Below are 12,544 nucleotides of genomic sequence, written 5' to 3'. Positions count from 1 at the left end.
AATAAATACAAACGAGCACGGCTGTGCCGGCCCTAAGCTACATAGAATCAGACAGCCGGTGGCGCGGCAGCGGCCCCCGGCAACGCACCGTCGGCTGCACGGCCGCGCAGTTCGATGAGCTTACGCAGGCAGCTGGCTTTTTGCAGGCGGGCCACCGTGGCATTGGCAAAGCCCATTTTGCCGGCTACTTTCTCGAAATTATAGCCCCGAAAGTAGAAGTACATGAGCACTTGCTGGCAGTCGTTGCCCATTTGCCCGAATACCCCTAGCAGATGCTGGCGGCGGCTGGCCTCCACTACGGGCAGCGCGGCGGTCGTTTTCACGGTTTCGATTTGCTCCCGGCCCATGCCATAAAGGTAAGCCCGCAGATCGGGCGGCAGCTTAGTGAGGCGGCCATCGATGACTTGGTCGTAAAAGTCAATCAGTACCGCCCGCAGTGCTTCGTGCGCCGACGCCAGCTCCAGCTGGTGGTGCCGCCGGGCCCAGCGGGCAAAATGGTCCCGGTGGTCCTGATAAAAATTGATTAGAAACGTCTGGTTGCCCATGCGCAGATGGGTCAGTGCTTCGGCCAGGGGCTGATTCATGCTTCAAGTAACGACTTACTGCGGAGAATACGATGAAAAGGCGCCGCAAAAGGTAAGTTCAACAGGGACTGGTTCTGGCTCGTACAGCATTTCAGCAGCTATATAAAGCACGCATATAGTTTGCCCGCGTCGCGCCAACCGATTGTGCATGCGGGGTGTTCCCTGATAATCGATTCAACCGTACCTTTGAACCTATGGAAATTCGCACCGCCCCACTTACCCAGGACATGGTCCTGTTCGACCTCATTCGCCAGGAGAAGGAACGCCAGACCCACGGTATTGAACTCATTGCCTCCGAAAACTACGTTTCGGAACAAGTGATGCGGGCGCAGGGCTCCATCCTGACCAATAAATACGCTGAGGGCCTGCCGGGCAAGCGCTACTATGGCGGCTGCGAAATAGTGGACCAGATCGAGCAGCTGGCCATCGACCGGGCCAAGGAATTGTTTGGCGTGGAGTGGGTGAACGTGCAGCCGCACTCCGGGGCGCAGGCCAACGCGGCCGTGATGCTGGCCATTCTGAACCCCGGCGACAAAATTCTGGGTTTCGATCTGAGCCACGGCGGCCACCTCACCCACGGTTCGCCGGTCAACTTTTCGGGCAAGCTCTATACGCCTTCTTTCTATGGTGTGGAGCCCGAAACCGGCCTCATCGACTGGCAGAAAGTAAAGGAGGCCGCCCGCCGCGAGCAGCCAAAGCTCATTATCTGCGGAGCCTCGGCCTACTCCCGCGACTGGGACTACAAGGCCCTGCGCGAAGCCGCCGACGAAGTGGGCGCGCTGCTGCTGGCTGATATTTCGCACCCGTCGGGCCTGATTGCCAAAGGCTTGCTAAACAACCCGTTTGAGCACTGCCATATCGTGACGACGACGACCCACAAGACGTTGCGCGGCCCCCGGGGCGGCCTCATTATGCTGGGCAAGGACTTCGAAAATCCCTTTGGCCTGAAAACGCCGAAAGGCGAGCTGCGCATGATGTCGGCTTTGCTCGATTCGGGCGTATTTCCCGGCACGCAAGGCGGGCCGCTGGAGCATGTTATCGGGGCTAAAGCCGTGGCTTTCGGCGAATGCCTGAGCGACGCCTACACCGACTACACCCACCAGGTAATCAAGAATGCCCAGGCGCTGGCCAAGGCTTTCGTGGACCGGGGCTACCAGATTATTTCGGGCGGCACCGACAACCATTTGATGCTCATTGACCTGCGAAGCAAGGGTCTGACGGGAAAATTGGCCGAAAACACGCTCATCAAGGCCGACATCACCATCAACAAAAACATGGTACCCTTCGACGATAAGTCGCCCTTCGTTACGTCGGGCATGCGTATCGGCTCGGCGGCCATCACCACGCGCGGCCTGCGCGAAACCGATATGGTACGCATCGTGGACTTCATCGACGACGTGCTGATGCACCACTCCGACGACGCGCATTTGCTGCGCGTGCGGGGGCAGGTCAACGACTGGATGCGGCAGTATCCGCTGTTCGCTTAAGCGGGGAGGCAGTGCACGGGCGCGGGGCTATGCAGACTAATAGAATAGGAGCGGAAGCATCCTGTTTGAGCTGGTTTTCGTTTGTCTCTCGCCGCCTGCCGTCGTACGGTCGTTTGGGGCGCCATTTCCCTACCTCACATTTTCACCGATTATCTTGAATACTGACCAACCCATTGTGGGCGAAGTACACGAAATGTCCTTCATCGACCACCTGGAAGCCCTGCGGTGGCACATTATCCGCTCGGCCATTGCCATTGTGGTCTTTACGACGGCCGCTTTTCTGGCCAAGGATTTTCTGTTTCACGACCTGATTCTGGGGCCTTCCCGCGGTGACTTCTGGACTTACCGCGCCTTTTGCGAATTCGGCCGCTGGATCGGGGCCGACGCCTTGTGCATCGGCAAGCCCACCTTCGACTTGCAGAACCGCCAGATGAGCGGACAGCTGACCATGCACATCAGCTCCTCCTTCGTGGTGGGCCTGGCTATGGCCTTTCCCTACACGTTCTGGGAAATATGGCGGTTTGTGAAGCCGGGATTGTACCCGCATGAGCAGGCCAACTCGCGCGGGGCCGTTTTCTTCGTGTCGGTGTTGTTTATTCTCGGGTTGATGTTCGGCTACTTCATTGCGGCCCCGCTGAGTATCAACTTTTTGGCTTCCTATCAGCTCGATGCCAGCATCGAAAACCAGATTGACCTGCAGAGCTATATCAGCACCCTGACGACGATGAGCCTCTCGTGCGCCTTCGTATTCGAGCTGCCCATGATTGTGTTCTTTTTGGCTAAAGCCGGCCTGATTACTCCCGAAATCATGCGGCTCTACCGCAAGCACGCCATTGTGGTCATCCTCATCGTGGCCGCCATTATTACGCCGCCCGATATTTCGGCCCAGATCATCGTCACCATCCCGATTCTGCTGCTCTACGAGCTCAGTATCAACATTGCCCGCGTAGTAGCGCGGGGCCGCACCGCCTCTTTGAATGCGCAGCTGGCCGCAAACGACGGTGTCAGTCAATAACGAAGCTCTATTTATGTCGACCAACTCTCTCGCCATCGGCTCCGACCACGCCGGCTTTGCCTACAAGGAAATGCTGGCCCACTGGCTGCGCGACAATGGGTACGCAGTCAAAGACTTTGGCACCTATTCCGCTGACTCAGTGGACTATCCGGACTTTGTACATCCGCTGGCTTCGGCCATTACCGCCGGGGAATACGCGCGGGGCGTGCTGGTTTGCGGCTCGGCCAACGGCGTGTGCATCACGGCCAATAAGCACCAGGGAATCAGGGCGGCTATTGCCTGGGAGCCTGAGTTGGCTGCGCTGGCCCGCCAGCACAACGACGCTAATATTCTGTGCCTGCCGGCCCGCTTTATCAGCGAGGAAAACGCCCGCGCCATTCTCAGCCAGTTTCTAAATACGACCTTCGAAGGCGGCCGTCACCAAACCCGCGTCAGCAAGATTGACTGCTAGCGGTAGTTGCAGCGCACTGCTTCTGAATGAAAAAGCCCTCTGCCACTACTATAGCAAAGGGCTTTTTCGTGTGCAGTACCCACCACCACCTCACGTACAGGCTACTACACAAAGCACGTAGGCCGCTTACTGACGCTGGTATACTTTCGGGATTTTGGTGGCGTGGTAGCGGCCGAATACGGTGGGCAGCTTGTACTGCAGCTCGGGCACCAGGCCCGCCTCGTCAATGATGTATTCGGGCGGTAGCACGGCAAAATTATGAGCGAGGCGGAAAATGGCCCCGTATTCATTTAGATGGCCAAAATCGACTTGGGCCAACTGCCAATCCAGGTAGGGCGTGGCCAGGCGGTTTTGCAAATAGGAGCGTCGGTCGGGTCCTAGCACCAGTAGGCGGTGGCTTCGCAAAGCCTCGTACGCGGGGTTGGGCTGCACGGCATAGCCTTGCTCAGCCGGAATCTGCAACACCGGCTCCAGGCCCAGCAGCGTGCGGTAGCGCACCACTACCACCGCTCCAATCACCAGCAGCAGCAATACTTCCGGGAGCCAGGCGCGGGCCGTTTTTTGCCACAGATAGAGGCTGAAATACGTGAGCGGCGGCAGCAGCAGCACCAACGTGCCAGGAGCCATACCCCGGCCAGCCGCCGCCATCAGCACTGCCACCAGCAGCCAGACCAGCATCAGCTGCTGAAACTTGACCTGAAATACCAGGCCCAACGACGTTGTGAAAGAGCGGAACAAAGCCAATAGCAGGACGATACCGGGCAAAATGAGGAGCCGCAGCTGCACAAACAACGGGATACCATCGGCCCCGGCGACCAGCCCGGTCAGCACGGGCTTGAGGTGGAACTGCGCAAAGTCGGGCAACGACTCCGTGTAGAGAAAAAAGGTGCCGACCGCCGCATACGGAAACAAAAATCCGCACACCAGCAGCAGAAAGCTCCGAAACGAGTTGGCCGCGAAGATGATGACGGCAAACAGGCCCACGAGCAGAAACAGCGCCAACGGCAGGTAGCACAGGGCCGCTACGCCAATCAGAAAGCCGGCCCGGAACAGCCGCCGGTTGTCGTAGCCCTCCCGGGAAGTGGGCAGCAGCGCACTCAGGGCCACAATAATAAAGGTGTGCCCGACGAGCAGCGGCGAGAGTGTATCGAGGTCGGCGGTGGCGCTGGCCAGCAGCAGGTAGGTCAGGGCGGCCACGAAGCCCCGGTCGGGGTGCACGTCGGCGCGGTTCAGTACCAGGTTCAGGCGCAGCGCCTGCAGCAGGACCAACGTCAGGGCCAGAATCCGGTAGAGCCACAACGAGCGGCCTGCCACGGTATCGAGCAGGCCAAACAGCCCGGCGGCCAGCGGCGCGGTGCTGTCGTAGACGTCGTGGTACAATAAGGCTCCTTCGTGCAGCCGCTCCCCGATAAGAAATGCCCGTAGCTCGGCGGCCGTCAGCGGAATACCCAGCCAGAGCAGCGGCAGCCGCAGAGCCAGTGCCAGCAGCAGCAGCACTACGAGGCGCGTGGGGAGCGAACTTTTGAAGAAGCGAAGCAAAGCAAGCCGGGGTTCGTGGAGGTTCGAAGAGTGGAATGACCCAAAGGTACGGGCATCCGGTCAAGCCGCGCCGCTCGTCAGCCGCTTTCGGTAGCAGCGGCGGCGGTGGCGGCGGTGGCGGCGCTGGCGGCGGTTTTATCCACCGAAAGGCCAGGTTGAGAAGTTCCGGAGCCCCTAACTTCCTATCTTTGCTGATTCATATGGAAAGTAAACGACAGCAAAAGTTTGCCAGCCTCCTGCAACAGGATCTGGCCGCCGTGTTTCAGCGCGACCTGCCGCACCTGTTTCCGGGCTTGCCCCCGGGCATCAGCACCGTGCGCGTGTCGCCTGATTTGGGCGTAGCCCGCATCTACCTCAGCAGCCTGCTGGCCAGCAGCAATGGCAACGACATGCTGGAACTGGTGCGCGAAAACAGCAAAATTATCCGGCAGGCGCTGGCCAAGCGAATCCGCAAGCAGGTGCGCATCATCCCCGAGCTGGTTTTTTTCCTCGACGATAGTGCCTCCTACGCCGCCCACATAGATGCCGTGTTGGGTACGCTGGATATTCCGGCCGTGACGCCCGAGGACGATACCGATTCCAAACCCGCCGCCGACAAAGCCCCAGCCCGTCCTAAGCTGTTCGCCGACGAGGACGAGTAACAGGTAAGTTGTGACCGAGGGAAGGTGTGTGCTCCGATGCCGCCCGTGCGGTAGGGCATACCCAGCTTTCCTGTTCACACGTTTACCGCTTCACAATTTCACCGTTTCCCCTTGTACTACGACCCGATTAAAAAGTCTCTGGGCCAGGTTTTTAACCGCACCCCGCTACTTCGCCGCCTGTTCTACGTTCTGCTCGATTTGCTGCTGCTCCGTACCTGGCACGTACACCGCGAGCTGCGCCAATGGGCCGCCGGGCGGCAGGGAGAGGCGCTGAATATTCTGGACGCGGGCTCGGGCTACGGGCAGTATACCTACTGGCTGTCGGGCCTGAGCAAGCACTGGAATATACTGGCCGTGGATGTGAAGGATGAGCAGATTGCTGATTCCAACCAGTTCTTTCGCCAGATCGGCCGGCGCAACGTGCAATTTGCGGTTCAGGATCTGGTGCTGTATCAGGAGCCCAATGCCTTCGATCTGGCCCTGTCGGTGGATGTGATGGAGCACATTCTGGAAGACGTGGAAGTGTTCCGCAACATCCACACCTCCCTCAAAGATGGCGGGATGCTGCTCATTTCCACGCCCTCCGACCAAGGTGGCTCCGACGTGCATGCCGATGGCGAAACCAGCTTCATCGAAGAGCACGTGCGCGACGGCTACAACATCCACGAGATTCAGCAGAAGCTGCGCACGGCCGGCTTCGAGCGCATCGAGGCCCAATACAGCTACGGGGAGCCCGGCCAGGTTTCCTGGCGCCTGAGCATGAAATATCCTATTCTGATGCTGGGCATGTCGAAGTGGTTTTTCGTGCTGCTGCCGTTTTATTACCTCGTCACGTTCCCCTTGTGCCTGCTCCTGAACTGGATTGATTCGACCACCAAGCACGACTCGGGCACGGGCCTGATTGTGAAAGCCTGGAAATAGTTTCCCTTCCCTAGCACGCAAGCCCCATCATTGCAGGCGGGTTTGCGTTTGGCCTGTTATCTTGCCTGCTAGTTTTTAGCGCTTCATCCGGAAATACGGCTTTCTGCCGCTACTCGCGTACAAGTGCTGCCCACTGCTGATTCCCTTCTTCTTCCCAATTCTAGAAAGCGCCCTGCATGAACGTTTCCCTGCTCATTGCCCGGCGCTATTTCTCGTCCAAGAACAAGCGTAACATCATCAGTATCATCTCCAATATTTCGATGGTGGGGGTGGCTGTGGGCACCATGGCGCTGATCATCGTGCTGTCCGTGTTCAATGGGCTCGAAGACCTGGTGCGCACGCTGTACGGCAAGTCGGACCCGGACCTGCTTATTACGGCTGTCAAGGGCAAGTCTTTCGAGGCCAATGAAGCCCTGATGCAGCGCATCAGGGCCACCACGGGAGTGGGCCTGCTCACGGAGGTTATCGAGGACAATGCGCTGCTGCAGTACCACGATCGGCAGATGGTGGTGAAGATGAAAGGCGTGAGCGACAACTATTTCGCCCAAAGCGACATCGACTCGGCCATCGTGGAAGGCGACCACCGCCTGACCCGCAACGGCGAGAATTATGCCCTGCTCGGGGCGGGCGTGCAGCACGAGCTGAGCATTGCCCTCGATAACCGATTTTCGCCCCTGCACCTGCTCTATCCCCGCAACACGGGCAAGAAAACGCTTTCCATGAACCCGGAAACCGCTTTCACGCAAAAGAGTATCATCGCCGGCGGCGTTTTTCTGATTGAGCAGCACATCGACGACAGCTACATTTTCGTCCCCATCGACTTCGCCCAGAACCTGCTCAACTACGGCAACCGCCGCACAGCCCTGGAAGTCAAAGTGGGAGCCAGCCGCACGATTCCGGATGTGAAGCGCGACCTGCAGCGCGTGCTAGGCGCCGGCTTCCACGTGTACGACTCCGATGAGCAGCATGTAAGTCTGCTCAAAGCCATTAAAGTGGAGAAGATGTTTGTGTTCATCACCTTCGCCTTCATCCTGCTGATTGCCTCGCTCAACATCTTTTTCTCCCTCTCTATGCTGGTGCTGGACAAGAAGAAAGACGTGGCCATTCTGCTGGCCATGGGCGCTACTAGCCGTATGGTGCGCAATATTTTCCTGCTGGAAGGAGCCATCGTGGCCCAGGTAGGGGCCATCACCGGGCTCGTAATTGGTGTCTCTATCTGCTGGCTCCAACAGACGTTTCATATCGTGTCGATGGGCATGGCGACCAGCGTCGTCGACTCCTACCCCGTCAAGATGCAGCTATCCGATATTATCCTCACGGGCGTCGCTATTATCATCATTACTATCAGCGTATCGATCCGGCCCGCTTTAAACGCGTCAAGATTAGATTTACGCGAGAACTTGTAACTCTTTCCCGGTTACTATGGTAGTTCATCTACTCCCAAGTCCTGTTCGTCAGGTAGATTACGTGTGTATGTCTGACAAGTTTCACTATTTCAATAATTAATTTTACTTTTCATGAAACCCCCATGGTATTTAATAACTGTCCTTAATTTCAATGCCTCATTCAGGCTTCTCATCCGACTATGAAGGTCTCTACTTCACAGCCTTTCCAGATTGTCTATTCGTTACTTGAGCACGAGTACCTAGGCTATCTGTTTGAGTCTTACGTCGTTCAACGTAATACTCGGGGCCAGCTTACGCTCCAGCACCAGACGGTGTCAGCCAAGAATGCCCCGGAGTTTGCCGATGGCCTGGATGAGACGGACTTTGAGTTGGTTGCCTTGACTGATCAGATTCAGCAGGACGCGGTTATCAAGGAATTTTGGTCGAAAAAGACGACGCCCGCTGAGTTTTTTCTGAAGATATACGACCCTGAAAAGGGCGACAAAGGACTACAAGACGCTATTTGCCGCTACGTGCAGGACCGCATGGGCCAAATTCTGGAGCGGTTGCAGGGCAAGCTTGTATTTATAATGGGCAAGGACGGGGAGCCGACCTGGCGCGAAATCGGGGCGGCTCCCGAACCCGCTTCAGTCCTGTTTCACTTCCGCCGCAACGATGACAGCACCCACTATTTCCCCACCATTCAATATCAGGGCCAGCGGCTCGATTTTCAGTTTAAGAATGCTGTAATGGTGTGCTGCCAACCGGCCTGGATGCTGCTCGGCGATACGCTACACAACTTCCGCAACGATGTGGACGGCAAAAAGCTACAGCCATTTCTGCACAAAAAATTCATCATTATTCCCCGACAGGTAGAGGCCAGCTACTTTCAGCGTTTCGTGGCCCCGCTGGTAGAGTCGTTCGATGTGCATGCCCGGGGGTTCGACATTCGCTCGGAGCGCTACGTAGCCCGGCCCCAGCTCACGTTTTCGGACATCCCCGGTGCCGTTATCGTGGCCGAGGAAGAGCGTGGCCGCCCGGTGGCGCTGCGCCGCAATGGGGAGTCGTCGGTTGCCATCATTACTGCCCCTTCCGACCACATTCACTTCGACTTGTCGTTCCGCTACGGCGACCATACCGTGCACAACAGCTACGATAAGCGGGTGTGCGTGAAGCTGGAAAAGAACGATGACTCCTACATTTTCCACCGGCTTATCCGCAACCTGGACCGGGAGCAGGAAATCATTCGGGAGCTGGCCGACCGGGCGCTGGAAGTGCGCAACGGCCGGGCCGTGCTGGAAAAAGCCACCGCTTTCCGCTGGCTGCACAGCCACGCCGAGGAGCTGGCCCGCATGGGCTTCACGGTGCAGCAAGGCACCACTTCTACCAAAGACTACTTCATCGGGGCCGTTACGGTGCAGGTGGGCATTACGGAAGGCAACGACTGGTTCGACGTGCACGGCACCGTCAGCTTCGGGGAGTTCAAAATTCCGTTTATAAAGCTGCGGCCCTATATTCTGGGGCGGCGGCATGAGTTCCGGCTGCCTAATGGGCAGATTGCCATTATTCCGGAGGAGTGGTTTACGCAGTATCTGGAGTTGTTTGCTTTTGCTGAGGAGCACCAGCACACGCTCACGCTCCGCAAGCATCATCTGGCTTTGGTTTCAGATCTGCAAAACGGCAATCTGGCCACCGTCACGATGTCGCGGAAGCTGGAACGGCTACGAGGCTTCGAAACGGTGGAAGACCAGCCGATGCCGCTGGGCTTTCGGGGTGAGCTGCGGCCCTACCAGAAGGCGGGCTACAACTGGCTGCACTTCGTGAAAGAATACCACTTCGGTGGCTGTTTGGCCGATGATATGGGCCTGGGCAAAACGGTGCAGACGCTGGCCTTGCTGCTACAGCGCAAGGAAAGCGGCGAGGCAATGGGCGCGGCGTCTTTGCTGGTGATGCCGACTTCGCTGGTATATAACTGGCTCAGCGAGGCGCAGAAGTTCACGCCCGATCTGCGCATTCTGACCTATACCGGCACCTACCGCGACAAAAACGTGGACCAATTCGCTGGCTACGACGTGGTGCTGACCAGCTACGGCATTGTACGGCTCGACGCGGAGCTGCTGCGCACCTACGGCTTCGACTACGTGATTCTGGACGAGTCGCAGGCTATTAAGAACCCGAGCTCCACTACCTCACAGGCCGTGCGCGGCCTACGCTCCCGGCATCGCCTGATTCTGACCGGTACGCCGGTCGAGAACAGCACCATGGACTTGTGGTCACAGATGTCGTTCATCAACCCGGGTCTGCTGGGCACCCAAACGTTTTTCCGCAAGGAATTCCTCAAGCCCATTGAGAAAGGCAAGGATGAAGGCCGTACCCGCAAGCTACATGCCCTGATTAAGCCGTTTATTCTACGGCGGCACAAAGCGCAGGTTGCCAAAGAATTACCCGCCAAAATAGAACACCTCAGCTATTGCTCCATGACCGAGGAGCAGGCCCAGTGCTACGAAGAAACGAAGAGCTACTACCGCAATAAGATCCTCAAGAACATTGAGGAGCATGGCACGGCCGGCACCCAGTTTATGCTGCTGCAAGGCCTCACCAAGCTGCGCCAGATTGCCAACCACCCGCGCATGGCCCACCCAGACTACGAGCACGAGTCGGGTAAGCTGCGCGAGGTCATCCGCATGATTCGCAGCGTGGTATCGGAAGGCCACAAAGTTTTGGTATTCAGTCAGTTCGTGAAGCACCTCGATATCGTGCGGGCCTCGCTCGACGAGAAGCAGATAGAGTACGCCTACCTCGACGGCAACACCCGCGACCGGCACAAGGAGGTGATTCGGTTCCAGGAAACGGAGGAGCTGCGCGTGTTTCTCATCTCGCTGAAAGCGGGCGGCGTGGGCCTCAACCTCACCGCCGCCGACTACGTGTTCATCCTCGACCCGTGGTGGAACCCCGCCGTGGAGGCCCAGGCTATCGACCGCGCCCACCGTATCGGGCAACAGCGCACGGTATTCACCTACAAGTTTATCAGCAAGAATACCGTGGAGGAGAAAATCCTGGCCCTGCAGAATAAGAAGATTCAGCTGGTCACGGATTTGATAACGACCGATGAGGCGATAATTAAAAGCTTGACCAAAGAGGATATTGAGGAGCTGCTGGGGTAGGCGCGATAGTACCGGTGATTGGCGCTTGAACAGCGTGCCGAAATTTGCGGGCCGTACATTTGCGCTACGTGGTGGAGGTGCAGGTAAGTGGCAAGCCTGTATCTAGCAAAGCTAACTATCATTTTACCGCAGACATTTTATACCAGGACATAAATAATAAAATACTATTACATTTTTGTTCATACCTTTGTCTCATTAACCAAGCTATTCAGCTTGTTCCCGCCCTGTTTACTTCTCTGTTGCAACTTTTGGTTTTCCCGGTCAAACAGCTCTTAGTTGTTTGGCTTCTGCTACTTGATTAAACCCGACTAGCACAAGGTGTTTCCACTACGTTCAACATATAAGTAACCATGACTAAAAGAATATCGATTGAATGGCGGGCACTTTTACCTGCTCTCTTAGTCCTTTTTTTTCAATCCTGCGCTCCTTCAACAGAAGAATTACCTTCACCAACGACTACGTTCTCCCTTACAGTTTCCGAAGCGCGGGCTTGGTATAATATTTCTTTCGTTCCACCTGTACATTCGGGCAGTAACACCCTGATTGTTCAAGGAAATGCAATTCCAAATTCGACTGAGGCACAGTTGCTGTGGCAACAAGCTATAAGTGTAAGACAAGGTAGCGAACAACTTATGTTGGTGCCGCTTGCCAACGATCAAGCATTATTTACCGGGCGTTCTTGGCAAGGTTTGCGCTGCCTTATCATTGCAAAGAAGTCTAACCATGTCCTAGATGGTAATATAGTGGAGCTTCTATTGCGCCGGACCCCAACTCCTATTGATACAGTTACCTTATTTACTAAACTGTATCACAGCTATCAGGATGGATACCTCACTGCACCGAGCCAAGGGGAGGGCTACGTGCTACTTTATTCGGCTGACTACCGATACCTAACAGGCCGCAAGTTTAACGGTGGTAAGTATATTACTGGCGTAGCGCGGTTACGGTTTAAGCCTTATGCTACCAGTAACTTCACAGCTCAAGATAATCGCACTTGGCAATCGACCGATTCCGAATCTGGTGCTCATGCGACAAATAGTGCCTGCACTGACTGGTACAGTGGCAATACGGGAGAATATATCACAACTACTGGTGACTGCTGGCCCAATGATAATACCGGATATGGCGGCGGCTACGGCGGCGGTTCGAGCGGCTGGGGCGATGGCTCGTTTGGCTGGGGTGGCGTTACTCCTGCAGACAACTCCGGTGGTGGATTATACAATCCGACTTGGGTGCAACCCAAATTGTCGCTGCGTATTCGTAACTTAGGTCATGACTACAGCCCCCTCCACCGCCATGAGTAAGGCCGAATACCTAGCGTTGGCCGAGCAAAAATACACCGAGTTGCAGGCCCTTG

At 56.6% G+C, this 12,544-nt stretch carries 10 protein-coding genes; 8 read left to right on the top strand and 2 right to left on the bottom strand.

Annotated elements, in window-relative coordinates; genetic code table 11:
* Positions 1 to 47: 47 nt before the first annotated feature.
* Complete coding sequence (locus E5J99_RS13530; RefSeq protein WP_135498349.1) at positions 48 to 584, bottom strand: hypothetical protein; 537 nt, start codon at positions 582 to 584, stop codon at positions 48 to 50.
* Positions 585 to 778: 194 nt separating this feature from the next.
* On the opposite strand from E5J99_RS13530, the gene E5J99_RS13525 reads away from it, so the two are divergent.
* The 3 genes from E5J99_RS13525 to rpiB all read left to right on the top strand — a co-directional run bounded on the left by E5J99_RS13525 (position 779) and on the right by rpiB (position 3,537).
* The gene (locus E5J99_RS13525) at positions 779 to 2,071 is read left to right on the top strand and encodes a serine hydroxymethyltransferase (RefSeq protein ID WP_135498348.1); all 1,293 of its coding nucleotides are present in this window, start codon (positions 779 to 781) and stop codon (positions 2,069 to 2,071) included.
* 154 nt (positions 2,072 to 2,225) lie between these two features.
* Entirely contained in the window at positions 2,226 to 3,086 is an 861-nt protein-coding gene (tatC, locus tag E5J99_RS13520) for a twin-arginine translocase subunit TatC (protein WP_317128833.1), read from the top strand.
* A gap of 13 nt (positions 3,087 to 3,099) precedes the next feature.
* Positions 3,100 to 3,537 carry a ribose 5-phosphate isomerase B gene (gene rpiB, locus E5J99_RS13515; RefSeq protein WP_135498347.1) on the top strand — a complete coding sequence of 146 codons (438 nt, stop codon included), beginning with the start codon at positions 3,100 to 3,102 and terminating at the stop codon, positions 3,535 to 3,537.
* Between the two features lie 126 nt (positions 3,538 to 3,663).
* Here rpiB and E5J99_RS13510 read toward each other — a convergent pair whose 3' ends face one another.
* Positions 3,664 to 5,076 carry a hypothetical protein gene (locus E5J99_RS13510; RefSeq protein ID WP_135498346.1) on the bottom strand — a complete coding sequence of 471 codons (1,413 nt, stop codon included), beginning with the start codon at positions 5,074 to 5,076 and terminating at the stop codon, positions 3,664 to 3,666.
* A 200-nt stretch (positions 5,077 to 5,276) separates the two neighbouring features.
* Here E5J99_RS13510 and E5J99_RS13505 point away from each other — a divergent pair, with 200 nt between their 5' ends.
* The 5 genes from E5J99_RS13505 to E5J99_RS13485 all read left to right on the top strand — a co-directional run bounded on the left by E5J99_RS13505 (position 5,277) and on the right by E5J99_RS13485 (position 12,491).
* On the top strand, positions 5,277 to 5,717 hold the full coding sequence (locus E5J99_RS13505; protein WP_135498345.1) for a ribosome-binding factor A: 441 nt from the start codon (positions 5,277 to 5,279) through the stop codon (positions 5,715 to 5,717).
* A gap of 111 nt (positions 5,718 to 5,828) precedes the next feature.
* The gene (locus tag E5J99_RS13500; RefSeq protein ID WP_135498344.1) at positions 5,829 to 6,638 is read left to right on the top strand and encodes a class I SAM-dependent methyltransferase; all 810 of its coding nucleotides are present in this window, start codon (positions 5,829 to 5,831) and stop codon (positions 6,636 to 6,638) included.
* A 176-nt stretch (positions 6,639 to 6,814) separates the two neighbouring features.
* A complete protein-coding gene (locus tag E5J99_RS13495; protein ID WP_135498343.1) occupies positions 6,815 to 8,044 on the top strand; it encodes an ABC transporter permease in 1,230 nt (409 codons plus the stop codon).
* Between the two features lie 179 nt (positions 8,045 to 8,223).
* A complete protein-coding gene (locus E5J99_RS13490; RefSeq protein ID WP_135498342.1) occupies positions 8,224 to 11,187 on the top strand; it encodes a DEAD/DEAH box helicase in 2,964 nt (987 codons plus the stop codon).
* 350 nt (positions 11,188 to 11,537) lie between these two features.
* On the top strand, positions 11,538 to 12,491 hold the full coding sequence (locus E5J99_RS13485) for a hypothetical protein (protein ID WP_135498341.1): 954 nt from the start codon (positions 11,538 to 11,540) through the stop codon (positions 12,489 to 12,491).
* Positions 12,492 to 12,544 lie beyond the last annotated feature (53 nt).

The organism is Hymenobacter elongatus, assembly GCF_004745955.1.
GTDB lineage: Bacteria > Bacteroidota > Bacteroidia > Cytophagales > Hymenobacteraceae > Hymenobacter > Hymenobacter elongatus.
The sequence above is the reverse complement of the archived record's forward strand: the minus strand, read 5'-3'. Positions and strand labels throughout refer to the sequence as shown.